General features: G+C 69.3%; 20 protein-coding genes. 9 read left to right on the forward strand and 11 right to left on the reverse strand.

Features of this window, described 5'->3' with window-relative positions:
* Positions 1 to 247: 247 nt before the first annotated feature.
* The gene (locus BLQ73_RS08145; RefSeq protein WP_093169760.1) at positions 248 to 2,290 is read right to left on the reverse strand and encodes a catalase; all 2,043 of its coding nucleotides are present in this window, start codon (positions 2,288 to 2,290) and stop codon (positions 248 to 250) included.
* 146 nt (positions 2,291 to 2,436) lie between these two features.
* A complete protein-coding gene (locus BLQ73_RS08150; protein WP_093169761.1) occupies positions 2,437 to 4,455 on the reverse strand; it encodes an acetoacetate--CoA ligase in 2,019 nt (672 codons plus the stop codon).
* 158 nt (positions 4,456 to 4,613) lie between these two features.
* Between BLQ73_RS08150 and BLQ73_RS08155 the strand changes: the two genes are divergently transcribed.
* The 4 genes from BLQ73_RS08155 to BLQ73_RS08170 all read left to right on the forward strand — a co-directional run bounded on the left by BLQ73_RS08155 (position 4,614) and on the right by BLQ73_RS08170 (position 7,708).
* Positions 4,614 to 5,471 (forward strand): HAD family hydrolase, encoded by an 858-nt coding sequence (locus BLQ73_RS08155; RefSeq protein WP_093169762.1) that lies wholly within the window; start codon positions 4,614 to 4,616, stop codon positions 5,469 to 5,471.
* 179 nt (positions 5,472 to 5,650) lie between these two features.
* A complete protein-coding gene (locus BLQ73_RS08160; protein ID WP_093169763.1) occupies positions 5,651 to 6,157 on the forward strand; it encodes a DUF6912 family protein in 507 nt (168 codons plus the stop codon).
* A 66-nt stretch (positions 6,158 to 6,223) separates the two neighbouring features.
* Positions 6,224 to 6,862, forward strand: a complete 639-nt coding sequence (locus BLQ73_RS08165; protein ID WP_245690892.1) for an HAD family hydrolase — start codon at positions 6,224 to 6,226, stop codon at positions 6,860 to 6,862.
* Between the two features lie 144 nt (positions 6,863 to 7,006).
* Positions 7,007 to 7,708: an HAD family hydrolase gene (locus tag BLQ73_RS08170; protein WP_093169765.1), complete on the forward strand. Its 702-nt coding sequence runs from the start codon at positions 7,007 to 7,009 to the stop codon at positions 7,706 to 7,708.
* 96 nt (positions 7,709 to 7,804) lie between these two features.
* On the opposite strand, the gene BLQ73_RS08175 is transcribed toward BLQ73_RS08170, so the two are convergent.
* The 6 genes from BLQ73_RS08175 to BLQ73_RS08200 form a co-directional block, all read right to left on the reverse strand.
* Positions 7,805 to 9,130, reverse strand: coding sequence for a glycoside hydrolase family 3 protein (locus tag BLQ73_RS08175; RefSeq protein WP_093169766.1), 1,326 nt, complete (start codon positions 9,128 to 9,130; stop codon positions 7,805 to 7,807).
* Between the two features lie 66 nt (positions 9,131 to 9,196).
* Entirely contained in the window at positions 9,197 to 10,966 is a 1,770-nt protein-coding gene (locus BLQ73_RS08180; protein WP_093169767.1) for a phosphoenolpyruvate--protein phosphotransferase, read from the reverse strand.
* A 12-nt stretch (positions 10,967 to 10,978) separates the two neighbouring features.
* The gene (locus BLQ73_RS08185) at positions 10,979 to 11,236 is read right to left on the reverse strand and encodes an HPr family phosphocarrier protein (protein WP_093169768.1); all 258 of its coding nucleotides are present in this window, start codon (positions 11,234 to 11,236) and stop codon (positions 10,979 to 10,981) included.
* 83 nt (positions 11,237 to 11,319) lie between these two features.
* Positions 11,320 to 11,766 (reverse strand): PTS sugar transporter subunit IIA, encoded by a 447-nt coding sequence (locus BLQ73_RS08190; RefSeq protein WP_093169904.1) that lies wholly within the window; start codon positions 11,764 to 11,766, stop codon positions 11,320 to 11,322.
* A gap of 105 nt (positions 11,767 to 11,871) precedes the next feature.
* A complete protein-coding gene (locus tag BLQ73_RS08195; RefSeq protein WP_093169905.1) occupies positions 11,872 to 12,108 on the reverse strand; it encodes a PTS sugar transporter subunit IIB in 237 nt (78 codons plus the stop codon).
* Positions 12,109 to 12,185: 77 nt separating this feature from the next.
* Positions 12,186 to 13,220 carry an SIS domain-containing protein gene (locus BLQ73_RS08200; protein WP_093169769.1) on the reverse strand — a complete coding sequence of 345 codons (1,035 nt, stop codon included), beginning with the start codon at positions 13,218 to 13,220 and terminating at the stop codon, positions 12,186 to 12,188.
* Positions 13,221 to 13,378: 158 nt separating this feature from the next.
* Here BLQ73_RS08200 and BLQ73_RS08205 point away from each other — a divergent pair, with 158 nt between their 5' ends.
* The 3 genes from BLQ73_RS08205 to BLQ73_RS08215 all read left to right on the forward strand — a co-directional run bounded on the left by BLQ73_RS08205 (position 13,379) and on the right by BLQ73_RS08215 (position 16,439).
* Positions 13,379 to 14,119 (forward strand): GntR family transcriptional regulator, encoded by a 741-nt coding sequence (locus BLQ73_RS08205; protein WP_093169770.1) that lies wholly within the window; start codon positions 13,379 to 13,381, stop codon positions 14,117 to 14,119.
* Positions 14,120 to 14,155: 36 nt separating this feature from the next.
* Entirely contained in the window at positions 14,156 to 15,547 is a 1,392-nt protein-coding gene (locus BLQ73_RS08210) for a PTS transporter subunit EIIC (protein ID WP_093169771.1), read from the forward strand.
* A 442-nt stretch (positions 15,548 to 15,989) separates the two neighbouring features.
* Positions 15,990 to 16,439, forward strand: a complete 450-nt coding sequence (locus BLQ73_RS08215) for an Rv3235 family protein (protein ID WP_093169772.1) — start codon at positions 15,990 to 15,992, stop codon at positions 16,437 to 16,439.
* A 114-nt stretch (positions 16,440 to 16,553) separates the two neighbouring features.
* On the opposite strand, the gene secA is transcribed toward BLQ73_RS08215, so the two are convergent.
* Complete coding sequence (secA, locus tag BLQ73_RS08220; protein WP_093169773.1) at positions 16,554 to 19,352, reverse strand: preprotein translocase subunit SecA; 2,799 nt, start codon at positions 19,350 to 19,352, stop codon at positions 16,554 to 16,556.
* Positions 19,353 to 19,657: 305 nt separating this feature from the next.
* On the opposite strand from secA, the gene BLQ73_RS08225 reads away from it, so the two are divergent.
* Both BLQ73_RS08225 and BLQ73_RS08230 read left to right on the forward strand, forming a co-directional pair.
* Entirely contained in the window at positions 19,658 to 19,924 is a 267-nt protein-coding gene (locus tag BLQ73_RS08225) for an HGxxPAAW family protein (protein ID WP_093169774.1), read from the forward strand.
* 208 nt (positions 19,925 to 20,132) lie between these two features.
* A complete protein-coding gene (locus tag BLQ73_RS08230; protein WP_093169775.1) occupies positions 20,133 to 21,347 on the forward strand; it encodes a winged helix-turn-helix domain-containing protein in 1,215 nt (404 codons plus the stop codon).
* 137 nt (positions 21,348 to 21,484) lie between these two features.
* On the opposite strand, the gene BLQ73_RS08235 is transcribed toward BLQ73_RS08230, so the two are convergent.
* Together BLQ73_RS08235 and hpf are read right to left on the reverse strand one after the other, a co-directional pair.
* A complete protein-coding gene (locus BLQ73_RS08235) occupies positions 21,485 to 22,186 on the reverse strand; it encodes a response regulator (protein WP_093169776.1) in 702 nt (233 codons plus the stop codon).
* A gap of 94 nt (positions 22,187 to 22,280) precedes the next feature.
* A complete protein-coding gene (gene hpf, locus BLQ73_RS08240) occupies positions 22,281 to 22,964 on the reverse strand; it encodes a ribosome hibernation-promoting factor, HPF/YfiA family (protein ID WP_093169777.1) in 684 nt (227 codons plus the stop codon).
* Positions 22,965 to 23,732 lie beyond the last annotated feature (768 nt).

Genomic DNA, 23,732 nt, shown 5'->3' on the forward strand with positions numbered 1-23,732 from the left:
CCAGACAACACATCACACAAATACGGCGCGATACGGCGAATCTCCGCCGTCCCTGGCCAATCGTACGGTCCCCCGCCCCGGTTCCGCTGGCGTACTGAGATGTCGGAGATGCCATTCGGTAACCAGAATGTGACCAACTCTGCCAACTACCTGCATGCACGACACGCACGGCAACGGAAAACTGATGGGACATCAGTGATAGTTGAGACGACAATGACCTCTGCCGTACCTCCGCCCAGGGCGCCCCTCACGCGGGGACGCGGTCAACGTCCCGGTTCCAGTGCCGATGTACGGCGAGAGCCGACGTGAGCGCGTCCAGGAACGCGGCGTCCGCCGGGCCTTCGCCCCTGACCACACCCTCGCCCGTGTCGAGCCGGGCCGCCTCCAGCAGCGCGGTGCCCGCCCCGACCGTGGCGACCGTCTTGCCGTGCTTGAATGCCTCGGCGAGGAAATGTACGGCAAGGCCGTCCTTGGCGAGCGTCCGCGCGCTCTCCTCGCCCCCGGGCACCACGACCGCGTCGTAGAGCACCGAGCCGACGGTCGGCAGGGCCCGCGTGACACCGACGTTCCCGTCGTCTGCGGCCCTCACCATGCCGTCCCGCGGCGCGAGCACCTCGCCGATCGCCCCGATGTCGTCGACCGCCGACGCCACCGCGGCCACGTCGGCCGCGGACACACCGTCGGCCACCAGGATGGCCACCTTCCGCGTCGCGGCGCTCTGCGGCTGGCGGTCCTGGCTCAGCGCGGGCGATGACCGCCCGTGGTTGACCGGCCCCTGCGGCGGCGGATCCACGCCGACCCCCTCGGCGACCTTGACCGCGAGATCGTGGTCGACGTTGTTGAGGTTGGCCACCACCTGCGCGCGGATCTGGGCTCGGCGCACCTTCCCCAGCTCGAAGCGGAACGCGGCGACGATGTGATCGCGCTCCCAGGCGGACATGCTGTTCCAGAACAGCGTGGCCTGGCTGTAGTGGTCGGCGAAGCTCACCGCACGCTTACGGATCTTCGGGCCGTTCACCTGCTCCGGGTAGTGGACGTAGGCGCCCTCCCCCGCCAGCACCGGGCAACCGCCCGAGAGCGTGTTCGGGTGGTAGGACGCCTGCCCCGTGTGGATGACGCTCTGGTGGTAGCCGTCGCGGTGGTGGTTGCGCACCTCGGCGATCGGCCGGTTGACGGGGAGCTGCGGGAAGTTGGGGCCGCCCAGGCGGATCAACTGGGTGTCCAGGTAGGAGAACAGCCTCGCCTGGAGCAGCGGGTCGTCGGTGACGTCGATGCCGGGCACCAGATTCGCCAGGTGGAAGGCCACCTGCTCGGTCTCGGCGAAGAAGTTGTCGGGGTTGCGGTCCAGCACCAGGCGACCCACCGGCCGCACCGGCACCAGCTCCTCCGGCACGATCTTCGTGGCGTCGAGCAGATCGAAGTCGAACCTCCCCTCGTCCTCCTCGGGAATGAGCTGGACGCCTAGCTCCCATTCCGGGAAATCGCCCGTCTCGATGGCCTCCCACAGATCGCGGCGGTTGAAGTCGGGGTCCTTTCCCGCCACCTTCTGCGTCTCGTCCCACACCAGCGAGTGGGTGCCGAGAAGCGGACGCCAGTGGAACTTCACGAATGTCGACACGCCTTCGGCGTTGACGAGTCGGAAGGTATGGACCCCGAATCCCTGCATCATCCGGTAGCTCCGCGGAATCGCCCGGTCGGACATGAGCCACATCATCATGTGGGTCGTCTCGGGTTGGAGTCCCACGAAATCCCACAGGGTGTCGTGGGCCGAGGACGCCTGGGGGATCTCATTCGGCGGCTCGGGTTTCACCGCGTGCACGAAATCCGGGAACTTGATCCCGTCCTGGATGAAGAAGACCGGGAAGTTGTTGCCGACGAGGTCGAAGTTACCCTGCTGGGTGTAGAACTTCACCGCGAATCCCCGCACGTCACGCACCGTGTCGGAGGATCCGCGCGACCCCGCCACGGTGGAGAACCTCACGAAGACGGGCGTCTCCAGCGAGGTGTCGGTCAGGAACTGCGCGATCGTGTGGTCGGTCAGCGGGTCGGTCACCTTGAAATGGCCGTAAGCCCCGGCGCCGCGCGCGTGGACCACGCGTTCGGGAATGCGCTCGTGATCGAAATGCGTGAGCTTCTCGCGGGCGTGGAAATCATCCATCAGCGTCGGGCCGCGCTCCCCGGCGCGCAGCGAATTATCGGTGTCGTCGACGCGGATTCCCTGGTCGGTGGTGAGCGGAGCCTCACCGGCATCGACTCGGTCCTCGGCCAATGCGCGATCTTTGTCGTCCATCGTCTCTTGCCCCCGTCGAGCTTTTCGAAGATGGCCGCATAGTGTGCGGCGCAGGCACGAGTGCCGCACACGCCGTACGGCACCGCCTCGTCCTTTTCATTAAGCCATGCCCGGGTCGGGATCAATCATGCGGGCGTGCCGGTGATTCACCTGCCGCCGGTGCGGGGAGGGAGCACGAAGTGGCGCAGCACCTCCGGGTTGGCCATCGCGTCCAGGTTGGCCGCCTGCTCGGGGGGCGTGCCGAGGAGGATCTTGCGCACGGGGACCTCCAGCTTCTTGCCCGACAGCGTCCGCGGCACGCCGGGCACCTCCCGGATCTGGTCGGGCACGTGCCGCGGGGACAGCTCGGTGCGGAGCGTACGGCGCAGCTGCATGATCAGCCCGTCGGTCAGCGTGTGGCCTTCCTTCATCGCCACGAAGAGCAGGAGGCGGCCTTCCTTCCCGAGTGTCCCAGTGTCGATCACCAGGCTGTCGGCGATCTGGTCGAACCGCTCGACCACCCGGTAGAACTCGCTGGTGCCCATGCGCACCCCGCCCCGGTTGAGGGTCGAGTCCGACCTGCCGTAGATCACGCAGCCGCCGTCGGCCTGGATCTTGATCCAGTCACCGTGCCGCCACACGCCCGGGTAGTCGGCGAAGTAGCTCTCGCGGTAGCGCTCGCCGCCCGGGTCGTTCCAGAACATGACCGGCATGGAGGGCATCGGCTGGGTGACCACCAGCTCGCCGACCTCGTCGGTCACGGATTCGCCGGCGGGGCCGTACGACTCGACCTTCGCGCCCAGGCAGCGGCAGGGGATCACGCCCGCGCGCACGGGCAGCAGCGGGACACCCCCCACAAAGCCGGTGCACACGTCGGTACCCCCGGAGAACGACCCGAGCTGCACCTCGGGCTTGATGTCATAGACCCAGGCGAAGCCCTCGGGCGGCAGCGGTGAGCCCGTCGACCCGATGCCCCGCAGCGCGGTGAGGCCCTCGGGCTTGAGCCCGGCCTTCATGGAGGCGGTCAAATAGGGCGCGCCCGTACCGAAGTAGGTCACGCCTTCCTCCGCCACGATCCGCCAGAGCGCGGCGGTGTCGGGATGGACCGCGCTGCCGTCGTAGAGCACGACGGTGGCACCCACCAGCAGGCCGCCGACGAGGTAGTTCCACATCATCCAACCGGTCGTGGAGTACCAGAAGAAGACGTCGTCGTCGCCCAGGTCCTGGTGGAAGGAGAGCGCCTTGAGGTGTTCGAGGACGATGCCGCCGTGGCTGTGCACGATCGGCTTGGGGAGCCCGGTCGTGCCCGAGGAGTAGAGCACCCAGAGGGGGTGTCCGAACGGCACGGGTTCGAACGCGAGGGGCTTGGCGACCGACCGGAGCTCCTCCCAGGAGGACGCCCCGGCGACCGGGGACGGTCCTGCGACCGAGGAAGAGCCCGCGGTCGAGGAAGAGCCCGCGGTCGAGGGAGAGCCTGCGGTCGAGGACGGTCCCGCGGCCGAGGGCGACCCGACGACCACGGTGGCGGCGAGCGAGGGCAGCGCGGCGGCGATGTCGGCCACGACGGGGGTCCGGTCGAACCACCGGCCGCCGTAGGAGTAGCCCGCGCTCGCGATCAGGACCTTGGGCTGGATCTGGGTGAAGCGGTCGATCACGCTCGCGGCCCCGAAGTCCGGCGAGCAGGACGACCAGACGGCGCCCAGGGCGGCCGTGGCCAGGAAGGCGATCAGCGCTTCCGGAACGTTGGAGATGTAGGCCGCGACGCGGTCGCCGCGTCCCACGCCCAGCCGCACGAGCCCGGCGCGGACCCGGCCGACCTCGTCGGCCAGCTCGCCGAGGGTCAGGGTGCGGCGGGCCCCGGTCTCGTCGCGGGAGATCACGGCGGGTTTGTCGGGGTCGGTCTCGGCTCGGCGCAGCGCGTTGGCGGCGTAGTTGAGCGTGGAGTCCGCGAACCACTCGACCTCGGGCATGCGCCCCGTGATCGTCGGCCCGTCACCCCGGTGGCCCAGCACCTGGAAGTAGTCCCAGATCGAAACCCAGAACGCGTCCGGATTATCTACCGACCATTGCCACAAATCTTGATAGGTCACACCCGGTCGGCCGAGCCATTCGGCATACTGAGTGACCCTCGCGTTCTTCACGACCTCCGGGGTGGGCTCCCAGAGCAATGCGCCTTCCTCGACCATGGCAACCATCCTCACGATGCCCCGGCGGAATGTCATCCCCGGCCCCCACATAACCCGGCCGCACAGCGTGTCGTCCCCCCACATAGGGCCGACCTCCCGCACCCCGATGAGTGGGTTCGCGGGGATGTCTACCCTTTAAGGACGGACTCGGAGGTCATATGTACAAGGGAGTGCTGATCGACTGGGGTGGTGTCCTCACCACTGGGATGTACGACTCGATCATGGCTTGGGTTGCCGCCGACCGCATCGACGCCAACCGCTACCGCGAGGTCATGCGCGATATGGTCGCCTCCGCCTACGACGAGGGCGCCTACAGCGACAGGGCCGACAGCAGGGCCGCCACCAGGGCCGCCACCAGGGCCGACGGGAAGCCCGCGGGCAGGGCCGACGGGAAGGCCGCCGGAGAGCCCCTGAACGCCGCCGCGAGCGCCACCGCGATCACCGTCGCGGCGCTGGAAAGCGCGATCATGGACGAGGTGGCGGCGAGCGCGAGGAGCGGGCACGGCCCGGGCTTCGACTCCCCCGTCAACCCGATCCACGCGCTGGAGCGAGGCGAGATCGACCCCCGGGAGTTCGAACGCGACCTGGCCTCGCGGCTGCTCACGCTGGACGGCGTGCCGCCCCTGGCGGACGGCCTGCTGAACCGCATGTTCGCGGCCTTCGAACCGGTCGAGCCCATGTACGCGATGCTGCGCACCGCCCGCGCCGCCGGCCTGAAGACGTGCCTGCTCTCCAACTCCTGGGGCAACGACTATCCCCGCGAGAGCTGGGTCGGCGCCTTCGACGAGGTGGTGATCTCCGGCGAGGTGGGCATGCGCAAGCCCGAGGCCCGGATCTTCCACCACACGCTCGGCGTCATCGGGCTCAGCCCCGGCCAATGCGTGTTCGTCGACGACATCGTCTCCAACATCGCCGCGGCCGAGGCCCTGGGCATCACCGGGGTGCACCATACCGACGCCACCACCACCATCGGCGAGCTGGAGTCCCTGCTCGGCGTGCCGCTCAGGGTGGTCTGACCGTACGGCTCTCGCCCGCAAGCACACACGAACGGCTCAACCCACGCATTGTGTGGCCTCTGTGACACCAGCGACCCGTGTTGGCCGTCACGGGACGGCCCGGGACTGGCACACTCAAGGGCATCACCGAAAGCCGCATCAGAATCGTTGCAGCAGAACGCAACAGAACGAGGAACGCCATGCGCGTCTATCTGCCGTGCACAATTCCCGCGCTCGCCAGGATGGCCGCCGCGGGAGAGCTCGGCCCCGCCCCGCTGACCGGCTACGCGGTCACCCCCGCACTGGTCGAGTGGTATGTCTCGGGTGACACCGAGGAGCTGGAATACGTCGCCCTGACGGAGGCCGCCCGCGCCTCGCTGCGCATGCTGGCGGCCGACCGCAGCGACGGCCTCGACGTCGTCTCGCGCCGGGTCGTGGTCGCGGCCGAGGTCGGCGACGACACCGTCTCGGCGGGCGTGGGTCTCGAAGAGCGCGCCCGGGTCCGCCTCTACGCCCCGGTGCCGCTCTCCGCCGTGGCCTCCGTGCATGTGGACGACCTCTCCGCGGTGCCCGATGTGGACGCGGCCGTCGGCGCGCTGCCCGCCGCCGACAAGGGCGACGACGACGCCAAGTTCACGGTCGACGGCGCCGAGGCCCACGAGCTCATGTGGTATGCCACACAGGAGATCCCCGACCTGCTCCGGTGAGGGCGGTCCGCTTTCTCCGATCAGCGGCGGGGTAGTCTACGCATTGGCCTCATGGGGGGATTGGCGGTGCGAGTGACGCATATCGTGTGGGACTGGAATGGGACCCTCTTTCACGACATCGATGCGGTCGTAGAGGCGACGAACGCGATATTCGCCTCCTACGGGCTGGACATGCTGACGGTGGAGTCCTTCCGCGAGGTCTACACCCGTCCCATCTGGCTCACCTACGAGCGCATGCTGGGCCGTTCCCTTCTCGACGGCGAGTGGGAGCGGCTCGACACCGGCTTCCACGAGCACTACCACCGGATGATGGCGCGATGCGGGCTCTCCGACGGCGCCGAGACCGGGCTCGCGGCCTGGACCGCCTCCGGCGGCAGCCAGTCGCTGCTGTCGATGTGGTCCCACGACCGGCTGCTCCCGAAGGTGCGTGAGATGAGCCTCGACCGGCACTTCACCCGGGTCGACGGCCTCATCGGCACTCCAGGCGGCCACAAGGCCGAGCACATGGCCGCCCACATCGCCGTGCTCGGCGTCGAGGCACGCGACGTGCTGGTGATCGGCGACAGCGTCGACGACGCCCACGCGGCCCGGCACATCGGGGCCCGGGCCGTTCTCTACACCGGCGGCACCACCCACCGCTCCCACCTTGAGGCCCTGGGCGTTCCCGTGGTCGACACCCTCGCCGACGCCCTCAAGCACGCCTGACCCGCCGCACCCGGCACCCGCGGCATGTCCGGCATGTCCGGCATGTGCCGTACGGCATAGCCGGGGCGAGTTCGCCGGGAGCCACGGCGGCCTTACGCTGAGCGGGTCGAGATCACCCATCGGAGGACCGCGATTAACCGCCTCGTGCTCTGGAACGTCGACCTCACGCTGGTCGACACCGCGATCGTCACCCGGGACGCCTACGCCGAGGCGTTCCGGCAGGTCACCGGGAGACCCCTGGTCAAGCTCGCCCCGGCGAACGGCCGCCCCGACTCCGAGATCGTCTTCGAGACGCTGGCGGTCAACGGCGTGCCCGCCGAGGACGACCACCTGCCCCGGTTCCTCGACGCGCTGACGGCGGCCTTCGCCGCGCGCAAGGGCCGCTTGGCGTCGGAGGGGCGCATGATGCCGGGCGCGAAGGAGGCGCTCAAGGCGGTGGCCAAGCTCGACGGGGTCGTGCAGTCGGTGCTGTCGGGCACGGTGAAGGGCAACGCGGTGCACAAGCTGACCGCGTTCGGCCTGCACAAATACGTGGATTTCACGATCGGCGGCTACGGCGAGGAGGTCTACCCCAAGGCCACGCTGCTGCAGGTGGCCCAGGGACGGGCCAAGGACAGGTTCGGCGTGCCGTTCACTTCGGCCAACACGGTGTTCGTGGGCGACTCCACCCGCGATGTGCAGGCGGCCAGGATCGGCGGCGCCGCCATGCTGGCGGTGGCCTCGGGCCGCTCCACCGCGGCCGAGCTGCACGAGGCCGGCGCCGACCTGGTGCTGCCGGACCTCGGCAATCCCTCCGAGGTCGTCTCGGCCATAGCGCGCCTCACCTCGCCGGGCCGGCCGGCGTAGCCCGGGCCGCCTCGGCAGCTCTCAGGGCCGACGGGCCGTACGGCGCGGCCCCCTCCCCCTGGGTCGGGTGCGCCCCTGAACCCGGCCTGTGACGGCTCAGCGCCTCCCGGCGCCGTTGGCGAGGCTGTTGGCGAGGGCCCGGTGTTCGGGCGAGCGCAGCACCGTCGCGGCCTTTGCGGCGTCGGCTCGCGGCGCGGAGGCGAGCAGCCCCCGGGCGGCCTTCAGTTTGAGCAGACGGGTGACCGACTCATCGAGCCTCTTTGCGGGGATACGTCCGGATTTCACGGCTCTGAGCACCCCCTGGTAGGCCTTGTCCATGTCCGGCGGCATCAGCAGGAGGTCGACCCCAGCCAGGATGGCCCGCACGGCCACCTCGGCGTCGCCGTACTTATCGCGCACGCCCGCCATGTCGAGCGCGTCGGTGGACACCACGCCGTTGAAGCCGAGGTGTTCCCGGAGCAGGCCGGTCAGGATCGGCTTGGACAGCGTGGCGGGGTCGCCCGTGGGGTCGAGCTTGGGCATGACGACGTGGGCGCTCATGATCGCGTCCACGCCGTTGCGGATCGCCGCGCGGAACGGCGGCGCGGACAGCCGCTCCCACTGGGCGCGGGTGTGGTTGATCACGGGGAGGCCGGTGTGGCTGTCGACGCTGGTGTCGCCATGGCCGGGGAAGTGCTTGGCGGTGCTGGCGACGCGTGCGTCGTGGAACCCCTTGACCGCCGCGCCGACCATGGAGGCGACACGGGTGGGGTTGGAGCCGTAGGCGCGGTCGCCGATCACCGGGTTGTCGGGGTTGATGTTGACGTCGGCGACGGGGGCGAAGTCGAGGTTGATGCCGAGGGCGCGCAGTTCGGTGCCGGTGACCTTGGCGGCGGCGCGGGCGAGGGAGAGGTCCCTGGTGTCGCCGATGACCTTGGCGGCGGGCAGGGGGGTGACGAGGGGGGCCAGGCGGGATACGCGGCCGTTCTCCTGGTCCGCGCCGATGAGCAGGGGGACCTTCGGCGAGGCGTCCTGAAGGCCGTTGGTCAGGGCGACGACCTGTTTGATGTTCTTGACGTTGCCGGCCCAGGGGAAAATGATCACGCCGCCCGGACGGTATTTCGCGACCGCCTTGGCCGGCGTGGGCACGCCGAACTTCGCCTGGTTATCCGGGGAGGAGGAGGTGACGGTCGCGCCGTACATGACGGGCATGAAGAGCTGGCCGACCTTCTCCTCGACGGTGAGGCGTTCCAGGACCGTCCGCACGGGGTCGCGCGACGACGTCCCCCCTGCGGACGGCTCGGTGGGGGACGCGGCCGGGGGGTCTGCCGGGGACGCGGCGGAGCTCGGGGCGTCGGAGGGTGCCGCGGTGCGGGTGGAGTCGGCGGACGGCGTCGGCGCTGCGACCGCTCCGCATCCGCTGGCCAACACCAATGTGATCATTAATCCTGACACGCGCACGAACCGAGACATGCCGACCAAGGTATCTACCTAAAGCCGCCAATACCTCTACAAACCCAGATCATCCAGGTCAGGCAGGTGCCGGCGGGCCGCCATACGCGCCTCCCCCGCCGAACGGGCCCGCCGCGCGGCGGCCGCGGCCGCGCGGCACTGCTCCACGGTGTGCCGGGCCAGGGCGGCGCGTACGGCGGGCAGCGCCGGAGCGCCCATCGACAGCGACGTGGCCCCCAGCCCGACCAGCACGCACGCGAGCACCGGGTCCGCCGCGGCCTCCCCGCACACCCCGCAGGGCCGACCCGCGCCCGCGGCGGCGTCCGCCGCCATCGCCACCAGGTCGAGCAGGGCGGGCTGCCACGGGTCCTGGAGCCCCGCCAGCGCCCCCACCTGCCGGTCGGCGGCGAACGCGTACTGCGTCAGGTCGTTGGTGCCGATCGACAGGAAGTCGACCTCCTCCGCGATCTCTCGCGCGCGTACGGCTGCCGCCGGCACCTCGACCATGGCCCCCGCCTCCCCCAGCCCCGCCTCGGCGCACAAGGCCTTGAACCAGGCGGCGTCGGCGCCCGAGGACACCATCGGAGCCATCACCTCAAGCCGAGCGGGAGCATCAGGCCGGGCAGGAGCGTCAAGCCGAGCGGGAGCGTCAAGCCGAGCGGGAGCGTCAAGCCGAGCGGGAGCGTCAAGCCGAGCGGGAGCGTTCCGAGCCGCCAGCGCGAGCGCGGCGAGCTGGTCGGCGAGCACGCCGGGATCGTGGCGGAACATCCGGATGCCGCGCATCCCGAGCGCGGGGTTGGCCTCCTCGGCCGACGGCAGGAAGCCCAGCGGTTTGTCCGCCCCCGCGTCCAGCGTGCGCACGACGACACGCCCCCCGGGGAACGCCGCCAGCACCTCGCGGTACACCTCCGCCTGCTCCCGGACCCCCGGGGCGTCGCGGCGGCCGAGGTAGAGGAACTCGGTGCGCAGCAGCCCGACCCCCTCCGCGCCGTGGGCCACCGCCGCCGCGATGTCGCCGGGGCCGCCGATGTTGGCCAGCAGCGGCACCGCCGTGCCGTCCTTGGTCACCCCCGGCCCTCTGCTGCGCGCCAGCGCCGCCTCACGGGCCGCCGCGCGCCTCCTGGCGTCGTCGACCTCCTCGGCGGTCGGCGCCGGCCGTACGACGCCTGAGGCGCCGTCCACGAGCAGCGGCGTGCCCTCGGGTACGGCTGTCGCCCCCGGGCAGGCCACCACCGCCGGCACGCCAAGGGCGCGCGCCAGGATGGCCGTGTGGCTGGTCGGCCCGCCCTCCTCCGTCACCAGCGCCGCCACCACGTGCTTGGACAGCACGGCGGTGTCGGCCGGGGCCAGATCGCGGGCCACGAGCACGTAGGGCTCCTCGGCGACGAGCGGCACGCCGGGCATCGGCAGGCCCATGAGAAGCGCGACGGCGCGGTCGCGGACGTCGTCGAGGTCCACCACCCGCTCGGCCACATAGCCTCCGGCGGCCGAGAACATCTCGCGATAGGCGCCGAACGCCCGGTGTACGGCGAGCGCCGGGGCCATGCCCTCGCCGATCAGCCGCGTGACGCGGTCGGCCAGACTGGGGTCGCGGGCCATCATCGCCTCGGCGTCGAGTACCGCCCGCACCTCGTCCCCCGCACTCGAACCGCGCGAGGCGAGCTCGGCCGCCACCCGTTCGAGCGCGGCGAGCGCCGTACGCCGAGCCGCTGCCGCGTCGCCGTCGTGCCGCGCGTCGGCGGGAGGGGTCGGAACGCCGCCGACCAGCCGGTGGACGGGCCCGAAACCCACTCCCGGGCTCACCCCCGCCCCGGCCAGCGCTTCCACGTGTGCCGGCCTTCAGGAGGCCGCGGCGATGGCGGCGAGCTCGTCGAGGAGCGCGTCCGCGCCCTCACCCTCGGCCCGGATCACGATGGCCTCCCCTTGGCGCACATCCAGAGCCAGCACCGACAGGATGCTCTTCGCATTGACCGGTTCGCCCGCGCCCTTCGCCACGGTGACCTCGATGAAGGCCTTGGCCGCGGTCTGCACGAACAGAGCGGCCGGCCGAGCGTGCAGACCGACCTCGGACTCGACGATGACCTTGCGTTCGGGCACGGTTCCTCCTCGCCTTCCTCATCCGGGTGGTTCCACGCACCCGGTTCGACGTCTCGGGCCCGGCGCTCCCACGCTCAGGCGTCTCATCCCCATCGGAAAAGCTCGTCTCCGGCGAGCACCGGCCCCCGCACCAGGTCGGTCACGGAGTCGGCGAGCGCGTCCAGCGCCACGACCAGGCACACCGGTGAGCGTCCGGTGGCCTCGATCACGGCGGGGTCCCAGGCGACCACCGGCTGCCCGGCGGCGACCCGGTCGCCTTCGGACGCCAGCAGCTCGAACCCCTCACCTCTGAGCTGCACGGTGTTGATGCCCAGGTGGACCAGGACGCCCCTCCCGTCGTCGCCCACCACCACATAGGCGTGCGGATGGAGCTTGATGATCCTTCCCGTGATGGGCGACACCGCTCTGCCGGGGCGCCTGGCCGGGTCGATGGCCGAACCCGGCCCCACCATCCCGGCCGCGAACACCGGATCGGGTGCGACGGACAGAGCGACCACCGCGCCCTCCACGGGGGCGAGGACCGCTGTCATGATCGTGCTCGCGCGGGCCCCGGTGCGGACCGGGCTGTCCTTGAACACTCCGCCATGACACCTCTCTGGTGCGCACCGTCCCACCCGGGATCGCCGGGCAGGGGGTCAGCCGATGAGATCCTCGATGTCGCTGGCGATCGTGTCGGCTTCCGGGCCGACCACCACCTGGACGACATTGCCGGCGGCCATCACCCCGTGGGCACCGGCCGCCCGGAGGGCGACCTGATCGACCTTGGAGGCGTCGTGCACCTCCGTGCGCAGGCGGGTGATGCAGGGCTCGATCTCGATGATGTTGTCGGCACCACCGAGTCCGGCGATGAGCGCCTGGGCATCTGCGGCCATGTCGTCCTCCCTGTCAAGAACAATGCTGCGCATTATGGTCGCGTCCAGCCCCCGGTGACGACCAGAGCTTGAGAGGATCAGTCGGTCTGCGTGACCTTGTTCAGGCCGCGCGGGGCGTCCGGGTCGATGCCGAGGCGGCGCGCGAGGGCCTCGGTCAGCAGCTGTCCGGGCACGATCAGGCCCAGCGGGGCCACCCATTCCGGCAGGTCGGGGCCGCGCAGCGAGGCGTTGGCGGCCGAGGCGAGCCCGTCGCCGCCGCCCACGCCGTACGCCGCGGCACCCGCGCCGACGACCCGCTCGGCCAGCGAGATCGTGCCGGGGAGGGTCGGCCCCTCACCGGCCGCCACCAGGATCGCCGGAGTGTCCTCGTCGACGACCGCGATCGGCCCGTGGAGCAGGTCGGCGTAGGACAGGCCCATGGCGTGGAGGTAGCACGCCTCCTTGAGCTTCAGCGCCAGCTCCAGCGCGGTCGAGAAGACCAGGCCGCGGCCCGACACCACCACGCCGGGCTTGTCCGCGAGGCCCTCGACGATCTCGGCCAGGTCGCCCGGCTCGCCGACCAGCTTCTCCACCTCGTCGGGCACCCTCCGCAGGTCGCCTCGGTCGACGTCCGCACCGAGCCCCAGGCCGAGTACGGCGAGAGCCGCGAGCTGCGTCGTGTACGTCTTGGTGGCCGGAACCGCCTTCTCCTCGCCGGCCAGCGTGCACAGCGCGAGGTCGGCCGCCTCCGCGAGCGGGCTCTGCGGGCCGCCGTTCGTGATCGCGACCGTCCGGGCCCCGCAGTCCTTGGCCCACGCCAGGGTTTCCACGATCTCCTCGGTGCGCCCCGACTGGGAGAGCGCCACCGCGAGCACTCCGTTCAAGTCGAGCTTGCGCCGGTAGGTCGTCGCGATCGACGGCGCGGCGAGAGTGGCCAGTCGGCCCGTGTGTGCCTCAACGAGGTAACGGCCGTAGACTGCGGCATTGTCGGATGTGCCGCGTGCGATGAACAAGAGCTGCCTGGTCTGTTCTCCGAGGGTTTTGACCTCGTCGATCCTCGGGAGCAACGCGTCCAGTGTGGCCCTAAGAGCGGCCGGCTGCTCGGCGATCTCGCTGCGCATCTTGGTCGTCATCTCGCGCCCATCCCTTGGTGGCTCGGCGACGATATCTGGCCGTTACAGATCCGTCGCTGGTGTATACATTGACACTCATTTCCGGCCTGTGGTCTAGTCCGGACTAGACCAGTACGAACCATAACCCATGACGCAGTTCAGATCGAGAGGAGGATCCCGTGGCGGAGATCGACCCGGACAGCCCGGTGCCGAAGTACTTCCAGCTCCGCGAGATCTTGCTCGACCTGATCGAAAGCGACGAGCTGCCCATCGGCGCGGCCATCCCGTCCGAAAGAGAGCTCTGCCACCGTTACGGGCTGTCCCGCATGACCGTGCGGCAGGCCGTCGACCACCTGGTCTCCGAGGGGCGGCTGCAGCGGGTGCCCGGCAAAGGCACCTTCGTCGCCCGCCCCAAGATCGAACTTGCGCTCCAACTCACCTCCACCAGTGACGATATGCGGGCGCGGGGCATGGTGCCCGGCTCACGCGACCTGGACCGCCGCATCGTGCGCGCCAGCGCCCACCTCGCCCGCGAGCTCGGCATCCCGCCGGGTGACGAAGTTCACTTCATCGAACGGCTCCGCACCGCCGATGGTGAACCGCTGTGCATCGAGCGGGCCCACATCCCGGTGGCCCTGGCCCCCGACCTCGCCGAGCAGGATCTGACGAACCGGTCGCTCTACGCGCTGCTCGAAACGAGATACGGCCTGGTCCTCGACGGCGGCGAGCTCACCATCGACGGCGGGATCGCCGACCCGAGCGACGCCGACCTGCTCAAACTGCCTCGGGGCGGCGCCGTGCTGCTGTTGCAGCGGCGGTCGTTCTCCGGGGGCGTGTGCGCCGAACTCGGGGTCTCGACCTACCGCGCCGACCGCTACCAGCTCCGCACGGTGCTAGAGAGACCCACACGGCGAAGCTGACTCCTCCCACCCCCCATCCCCTGGAGGAAACGCCCGATGAGTTCCCCTTCCTCCGCGGGCGCGGATCTGCCAACCACCACGTCCTCCTTCGCGGTCGGCCTCGCCGTCCTCTCCCGCATCGGCCGGTCCCTCATGCTCCCCATCGCGGCCCTGCCCGGGGCCGCCCTCCTGATGCGGCTCGGGGAGCCCGATCTGCTCGGGCGGTGGGACGTCCCCTGGCTCGACCAGGTGGCGAAGATCATGAACGGGGCCGGAGACGCGCTGTTCGACGCCCTACCGCTGCTGTTCGCGGTCGGAGTGGCCATCGGGTTCGCCAGGAAGTCCGACGGCAGCACCGCCCTGTCCGCCGTCGTGGGCTACCTCGTGTGGGATCGCGTCATCCGTCTGATGTTCTTCGATTCCACGGAACAACACCAGGTCTCCCACACCATCCTGGAGGACGGCACGCCGACCCTGGCGGTCGACTACTCCGCCGAGAACCCGACCCGCGTCCTCGGCGGCATCCTCATCGGGCTCGTCACCGCGATCCTGTGGCAGCGCTACCACCGGGTCAAACTCCCCGCCTGGCTGGCCTTCTTCGGCGGGCGGCGCTTCGTCCCCATGGTCACCGCGGTCGTGGCCCTCATCCTCGGCGTCGCGTTCGGCCTGATCTGGCCCACCGTGGGCAACTGGGTGACCCAGTTCGGCGAGTGGCTCGCCACCCACGCCACCATCGGCACCGGCATCTACGGTCTGGTCAACCGGCTTCTGATCCCACTCGGCCTGCACCACGTGCTCAACTCCATCGTGTGGTTCACCATCCCCGGCTGCGAGGCCGGCGTCGATGGCTCGGTGCAGAACGCCGCGGGCGACATGAAGTGCTACTTCGCCGGGCAGGTGGGCGCCGGTGAGTTCATGGGCGGTTTCTTTCCCGTCATGATGTTCGGCCTGCCCGCCGCCGCCGTCGCCATCTGGCGCTGCGCCCCGCTCCACCGCCGTGCGGCCGTCGGCGGCATCATGCTCTCCAGCGGGCTTGTCTCGTTCGTCACCGGCATCACCGAGCCCATCGAGTTCGCCTTCGTCTTCGTCGCCCCGGTGCTGTTCATCGTGCACGCCGTCCTCACCGGCGCATCCCTCGCCATCACCGCCGCCTTCGACGGCTGGCTCGGCTTCGGCTTCTCGGCCGGCCTCCTCGACGCCCTCATGAACGCCAGCAAGAGCAACACCAACAACCTCGGCCTGATCATGGGTCTTGGCGTGATCTATGGGGTGATTTATTACGTTATATTCACCTTCCTCATCAAACGGCTGAACATCATGACACCGGGCCGCGAACCCGAACCCGACGAGGACGCCGGGGAAGCCCCCACCCCGCCGCCCTCGGCATCCTCGGCATCCTCGCCATCCCCACCGGACCAGGCCGAACCGCCGCCCCAACCGGCCTCCTGACGTACGGCACCGCCATACCGGCCGGTCCCCCATCCGGCAGCCCAGCCACGCCGCACCGCCGTACGGCCCGGCCCGTGGCCCTCCTCGCCGTGGATCCGGCCGACGCCGCGAGCCCGTCGCACAGCTCGGCCCCGCCCCCGGTCGCGACGAGCCTGCCGACGTGCGGCAGGCGGCAGCCGTACAGCCTGGCCTCGCCCCCGGTCGCGGTGGCCCGGCCGGCGTGCCATAGGCGGAAGCCGTACGGCATAGGGGCCGCCGTCGGCGGGGCCGGTGACCGAAACCCCTTCACGGGCTCGGCCGATTCAACGCCGTCCGGGGCGCGAGGCCGCCAGATGACCGGATCACCCCTCCCTGAGCCCAGGCGGCTCCGATTCCGCGTATCCGTGCGTGGGACCGGAAACTCCTTCGGCGGTGACGTCTCCCCCACCGCCCTGGAGATCCCATGCCGCAACGCCCCCGCCGCAACGTCCACGTGCCCGCCGTCGCCTCCGCCCGTCCGGCGGAGCCACCGTTCGCCGGCCCGTCAGACGCGCCTCAGTGGCTCCCTGAGGAGCTCGACGGCAAGATCCTGGAGTGGCGCGGATGCCCGCCGAGCCTTGGTCGGCTGCGGGAGCTCGGCCAGGCCGTCGCCGACGTGCTCGCCGGGCGGTGCCCCGACCATGTCGTGGCGAGCCGGATGAACGGCCGGGGCTACGGCGACCTGCTGGCCGCGGCGGGAAGCCTCGGCGCTCTCCCCGCCCCGCGGGCGGGCGAGCCGCGAGTGCAGCACCCCACCCCTGAGGCGATCGAGATGTGCTTCACCGTGTGGTGCGGCGAACGCGCCCACGCTCTCGCGATGCGCCTGGAACGGCACGGCACGCTCTGGCTCTGCACCCGCCTGGAGTTCCGGTGAACGACAAAGCCGCCTTTCAGGGCATGTCCCTGAAAGGCGGCTTCATCGATCTTCGTGTCAGGCGTCTTCCGCGTCAGGCGCGTCAGGCGTCTTCCATGTCAGGCGTCTTCCATGTCAGGCGCTGACGTGCTTCGGGTCGCCGTGGCAGCGCTTGTACTTCTTGCCTGAGCCGCAGGGGCAGGGCGCGTTGCGCTCGACGTTGCCGTAGGCGGCGCGCTCCTCGGGCGTGGTGCGCACGCGCGTGTGCTCCGCCTCGCCGGTCTCGCCAGGGGCGGTGTATTCCAGCTCGCTCGGCCGCTGCGGGCCGCGCAGGCCCCGCGCGATGATCGAGCGGGCCTCGCTGACCGCCGCGTCCTCGGTCTCGGCCTCCTCGACGATCGGGTTGGCCTGGACCTCGACCTCAAGGTTGAACAGGTAGCCGACCGACTCCTCCTTGATGCCGTCGAGCATCGCGGCGAACATGTCGAAGCCCTCACGCTGGTATTCGATCAGCGGGTCGCGCTGGGCCATGGCCCGCAGGCCGATGCCCTCCTGGAGGTAATCCATCTCATAGAGGTGCTCGCGCCACTTGCGGTCGAGCACGGAGAGCACGACGCGGCGCTCCAGCTCGCGCATGGTCTCGGAGCCGAGCTCCTCCTCACGCTTGGCGTAGGCGGCGAGCGCGTCGGCCTTGATCTTGGTCTCGATGAACTCGGCGCTGAGCTCCTCGCGGCTGCCGACCTCCTCGACGAGCTCGTCGATGGTGTGGGAGACCGGGTAGAGCTGGCCGAACGCCTTCCACAGCTTGTCGAGGTCCCACTCCTCGGAGAAGCCCTCGGCCGTGGCGCCCTTGACGTATTCGGCGACCACGTCGTTGATGAAGCCGGTGATCTGGTCGTGCAGGTCGGCGCCTTCGAGGACCCGGTGGCGCTCGGCGTAGATCACCTTGCGCTGGCGGTTCATGACCTCGTCGTACTTGAGGACGTTCTTGCGGATCTCGAAGTTCTGCTGCTCGACCTGGTGCTGCGCGCTCGCGATCGCCTTGGACACGATGCCGGACTCGATCGGCACGTCGTCCGGGATGTTGAGCCGAGTCATGATCATCTCAACGCGAGCGGCGTTGAACAGGCGCATGAGGTCGTCCTCAAGCGACAGGTAGAACCGCGACTCGCCGGGGTCGCCCTGACGGCCGGAACGGCCGCGGAGCTGGTTGTCGATGCGGCGCGACTCGTGGCGCTCGGTGCCGAGGACGTAGAGCCCGCCGAGGTCGGTGACATCGTCGTGCTCGGCCTTCACGGCCTCCTTGGCCTTCTCCAGCGCCTCGGGGTATGCCTTGTCGTATTCGTCGGGCGTCTCCGTCGGGTCGAGGCCGCGCTGGCGCAGCTCGACGTCGGCGCGGAACTCGGAGTTGCCGCCCAGCATGATGTCGGTGCCTCGACCGGCCATGTTGGTGGCGACCGTCACCGCATGCTTGCGGCCCGCCTCCGCGATGATCGACGCCTCACGGGCGTGGTTCTTCGCGTTGAGCACCTCGTGCGTCACACCGTGGCGCTTGAGCGCCTTGGACAGCCGCTCGGACTTGGCGACGGAGGTCGTGCCGACCAGTACGGGCTGGCCCTTCTCGTAGCGCTCCTTGATGTCGTCGACCACCGCGTTGAACTTGGCGTCCTCGGTCTTGTAGACCACGTCGGCCTGGTCTTTGCGGACCATCGGGCGGTTGGTCGGGATCGGCACCACGCCGAGCTTGTAGGTCTGGTGGAACTCGTTGGCCTCGGTGGCGGCCGTGCCGGTCATGCCGGCCAGCTTGGCGTAGAGGCGGAAGTAGTTCTGCAGCGTGATCGTGGCGAGAGTCTGGTTCTCGTCCTTGATCTTCACGCTCTCCTTGGCCTCGATGGCCTGGTGCATGCCCTCGTTGTAGCGGCGGCCGTGGAGGACTCGACCCGTGAACTCGTCGACGATCAGGACGTCGCCGTCGACGACGATGTAGTCCTTGTCCTTCCGGTAGAGCTCCTTGGCCTTGAGCGCGTTGTTGAGGAAGCCCACCAGGTGGGTGTGCTCGGGCTTGTAGAGGTTGTCGATGCCGAGCCAGTCCTCGACCTTCTCGACGCCGGACTCCAGGATGCCGACGGTGCGCTTCTTCTCGTCGACGACGTAGTCGCCGGTGCTCTCCGCGCCGTCCTTGCCCTCGACGCCCCGGCGGAGCCTCGGCACGATCTTGGCGAACTCCTGGTACCACTTCCCGGACTGCTCGCCCGGACCGGAGATGATCAGCGGGGTGCGGGCCTCGTCGATGAGGATCGAGTCGACCTCGTCGACGACCGCGAAGTTGTGCCCGCGCTGCACGCACTCATCCATGGACCACGCCATGTTGTCGCGCAGGTAGTCGAAGCCGAACTCGTTGTTCGTGCCATAGGTGATGTCGGCGTTATATGCCTTGCGCCGCTCGTCGGCGGGCATGTTGGCCAGGATCACCCCGACCTCGAGCCCCAGGAAGCGGTGCACTCGGCCCATCGTGTCGGAGTCGCGCTTGGCGAGGTAGTCGTTGACCGTCACGACGTGCACGCCCTTGCCGGAAACGGCGTTGAGATAGGCGGGCAGGGTGCAGGTCAGCGTCTTGCCCTCACCGGTGCGCATCTCGGAGATGTTGCCCATGTGAAGATTGGCGCCGCCCATGATCTGCACGTCGAAGGGGCGTTGGCCCAACACGCGCCTGGCGGCCTCGCGCACGGTCGCAAAAGCCTCGGGCAACAGGTCGTCAAGGCTCTCACCGTCGGCATGGCGCTGGCGGAGCTGCGCGGTCATGTCGCGCAACTCCTCGTCGTCCATCTCCCGGAACGAGTCCTCAATCGAGTTGACCTGGTCGGAGATCCGCTTCAGCTTACGCAGGATCTTGCCTTCGCCCGCACGAAGGATCTTGTCAAGAATAGCTGGCACTGGTGTAAAGCTCCTCGCAGGTCTACCGCATCGGGCCGGCCGGTGCAGAGGGTCGAGAACATACTTCCCCGCTGCCATCGTAGGCGCTTCCACCACCCGGCACAGCCACCGTAAACAACGCTGTCACGCTCTTCATAGTTCCCCCTGATGTGTCCGCCGAGGGTGCCGCCAATCCCCGCAGGCACTTAGGACGAAGCCCCATGATTACCGTGAGTATGGGATGTATCTGCGGGTATGCCGATATATACCGCGCGCCGCCGGGGGGCCGCTATTTCAGCGCGCGGTATCACGGGAGGGAGAAACGCATGGAGCCCAGTCCGTACCAGGGCAGCCACGCGGGTAGAGCCTCATCCTGGATCTCGGTGGTGATCATCCTGATCGGCTTCACACTGGGCGGGGTCGCGCTCACGCTGGGTCCCAACTGGACCCTGTTCTGGGTCGGTGCCGGCGTCAGCGCCTTCGGCGGCGTACTCGCGCTCGCCTTCGACATCTTCTCCGACGTCATCGTCGACGCTCCCCGCGTCCTGCCCGACGCCGAACACCACTCGCCGTTCCAGCGCTCGCTCCACTGACCGCCTGAGTCACCGCCGCGTGGCCGCCACCACCCCGGTGGCGGCCACCGCCGCTTACGCCGTACGGCCCGAGCCCCGCCACCACAGCCCGCCGGGCTCACCGGCGTAACGGTTTTGTCGGTGACAGCGGTTAGGGTCTGGGCATGCTTTCGCCGTGCCGTACTCAGGGCCTCTCCCCCTCCCCTGCCCGCGCCTTGGGGGTCGGGCGATGACCGTGGAGATGAGCGCCGATCAGGCGCGCAAAGTGGTGCTCAAGGCACAGGGGTTCCTCGGGGCCGAAGGCCGCAGAGGCGGAGCGCCGGCGGTTCTGCGGCGGCTGGCCGCGGTGCAGCTCGACACCATCTCGGTGCTCGCCCGCTCCCACGAGCTGATCGCCTACGCGCGGCTCGGGCCCGTGGCTCGGCAGAGCGTCGAGCGGGCCTACTGGCACAATCCGCCGACGGCGTTCGAGTACTGGTGCCACGCCGCCTGCATCCTGCCGATCGACCACTGGCCGCTTTACGCGTTCCGGCGGCGGGCGTTCCGCGAGGGGAAATCCCGATGGCATGAGGTGCCGCCGTCCGTCGACAAGGTCCTCGAACGCGTTCGGGACGAGGGACCGCTCACGACGACCGACCTGGGCGGGGCGAAAAACGGCGGGCCGTGGTGGGACTGGTCCGACACGAAGATCGCCATTGAGTGGCTCCTCGACATCGGCGAGGTCGTCTGCACCCGCCGCGTCGGCTGGCGGCGGATCTACGACCTGGCCGAGCGTGTCGTGCCCGGCGACCTGTTGGCCCAAGACCTCGACGACCGCGCGTGCGTCACCCGGCTCGCCGGCGCCGCGGGCAGGGCCCTCGGCGTGGCGACGAGGGCCGACCTGATCGACTTCCTCCGGCTGAGCGGCCCCCAGGCCACCCTGCTCGACGAGGCACTGTTCGACGGATCGGCCGGCCTGAAGCCCGTGCGCGTCCCCGAGTGGCCCGCCGCCCGCCCTTCAGGTTCCCGGTCCGCCGCCGTGGAGGCGAACGCCTGGGCCCATCCCGAGGCGCTCGCCGGCGAACCGCGCGGGCGCCATCGCACGACGCTGCTCTCGCCGTTCGACTCCCTGGTCTGGGACCGGCCGCGTACGGCGCGCGTGTTCGGCTTCACCCACAGACTTGAGGCTTATGTCCCGAAAGCCAAGCGAGTTCACGGCTACTTCGCGATGCCCGTCCTCGCGGAGGGCCGCCTGGTCGGCCGGGTCGACCCGGCACGCGACGGCAACACGCTGATCGCCCGCCAGGTCGGCCTGGAGCCCGGCGTGCGGCGCCCGGTCGCGCTCGAAGCGGTCGCCGAGGCGCTGCGGGAGGCCGCCTCCTGGGTGGGCTGCGACAGCGTGCGCGTGGAACGCGGGACCACCCCCGACATCGTCCACGATCTCCGCACGGCCCTCGCCGACTGACGCCGCCGACACGGCGGCTCCGTCAGCGCGGCGATGCGCGACATCCGACCGCGCCACCGCACATATCCGGGCCGCCGGAGAAGGGCCCGGAGTGGCCGGGACCTCGGGCGGAGGGCCTGAGATCCCGGCGCGATGGGTCAGGTGATCTCCAGCATGCGTTCTCTGACCGCGTAGACCACGGCCTCCATCCTGGAGTGGAGCTGAAGTTTGTCCAGGATGTTGCGGACGTGGTTCTTCACGGTGTTCTCGGAGATGAAGAGCTGCTTGGCGATCTCGCGGTTGTTCATGCCCTTGGCGACCAGGCGGAGCACCTCCATCTCGCGGTCGGTCAACCTGGGCACGGGGAGCTGCGGTGGGCGTTCGGCCTCCTTGCGGCTCATGTTCGCGAACTCGCTGATTAACTTGGCGGCCATGGCCGGGTTGATCAGCGACTGTCCCTCGTGGACGCCGCGAACGGCGTCCGGCACCTCGTCGATCTGCACGTCTTTGAGCAGATATCCGGTGGCACCCGCCTTGATGGCCTCGAAGAGATCTTCCTCTTCGTCGCTCACCGTCAGCATGATGATCCTGGTGCTGGGGACCGACGCCTTGATCTGCCTGGTCGCGTCGATGCCGCCCTGCCGCGGCATGCGCACGTCCATCAGAACGACGTCCGGCAGAAGGCGGTCTGACAACTCGACCGCCTCCTGACCGTCGCTAGCCTCACCGACCACCTCGATGTCCGCCTCCGCGGCCAGCGCCAGCTCCAGACTGCGACGGATCAGCGCGTGATCGTCGACGATCAGCACACGGATCGGCTCGCCGCGCCCGGACACGCGGGCCTCGTCGGATTGCGTCACGCCTCCTCCTCGTGGGGGCCAGAGCCGTTGGACCGCCATGATTACATGGCTTTCACGGTCCTAGGGTGGTCGAGAGGATCTTCAAACGCCATGGTTACGGCTCAACGAGCCGCAACACCCCGTAGTTGTATCCGCGCCGCCGGTAGACCACACTCGGCAGTCCGCTCTCCTTGTCGCGGAACAGATAGAAGTCGTGGCCGACCAGCTCCATTTCGAGAAGTGCCTGGTCAATGGTCACCGGATCGGCCCGGTGGAACTTCTCACGGACAATGAGAGGACCATCACCGTCCATCTCTATGGCCACGACGGGCTCGGTGTAGTCGGTGTCCGCGGGGGACTGCTTCCGGGGAGCGGGCGCACCCGCTTTTTTCTTCTCGGACGGGGACGCGCCGTTGACGGCGACAGGTGGAAGATCGTCGTTGTCGGCGAGGACCGACGTGAGTTCGGCGACGGACGGAGGGCAATGGTTGCCGTGATGCATCTTGCGTCTGTCGTTGATCCGCCGGAGGCGTCCTTCCAGTTTGCCGAGGGCGATATCGAGTGCGGCGAACCGGTCTTCGGCCGATGCTTCGGCGCGTACTGCGGGGCCGCGAGAGTGAATCGTGAGCTCCACCCGCTCACGGTGGTCGCTGATCCGGGCGTTGGCCTCCTTGGAGACCTCGACGTCGACACGGATCAGCTTGCTGTCCAGCCGTTCGATTTTGGCCAGTTTGGTCGTCACGTGGTCGCGGAAACGGTCACTCACTCCGGTGTGCCGCCCCTTGACGATGATGTCCATGCAACAACCCCCTTCGACTCTCGACCGACTCCTCTTCACCGCGCCCGCAGCACGGCCGAGAAGCGGCCGGTGCGGGTGAGTGTCGCGGCCGGTACGACCGGCCCGCGTGAAGAGTGCCCGTGGTGGTGACGCGCCCGGTGTCGAGACCGCCGGGACCACGGCGTCTCACGACGCCGTTCTGCGCGTGAAAACCGATGGCGACCTCCCTCCGGTCACGCTTTGTCCTCGGGTCGTGCCCAACGTATCCCGCCCCCAACCCCCCGAAGCGAGATCCGTTGGTCACTACTTTTGATGCTGTTTGTCCTGAAATGACCAGCCAATGCCGAGAACGTGTATGGCACCCGTCCGGCCGACCTGGTCTTCGTCCCCACATCCGCCTGCTGAGGGTCTCGCAGCGCTATCGCCACTACTGCCCTTCTCTCCTGGCGGAGGCCATCTGGACCCCCGGGGAGGCAGGACTTACCCCTAAGCCGCACCGTGATCGGTCGACAAAAAGTCGCCTTACGTGGACCGTTTGGCCTGCGGCTGGCATCGGCTAGCAGGGCCGGGCGACCCGACCCTACGCAACCACGGACCCGAACGGGTGCCATGCTCAGACGCTATCTGTATCCAGCCCGAATGTCAGCCGTGAACTACGCCAAAGGATCACTTTGCGTGATATTCGCCAGGAGTGCCCACCGGGTAGATGCTGATTTTGCGGGGCAATGAGCATCAGATACGAGGAATCTTCACGTTCTTCCAAGCCGCACACTGTCGGTGGCGTCTGAG

Origin of the sequence: Sinosporangium album (assembly GCF_900100605.1) — a bacterium.
Classification (GTDB): Bacteria; Actinomycetota; Actinomycetes; order Streptosporangiales; family Streptosporangiaceae; genus Sinosporangium; species Sinosporangium album.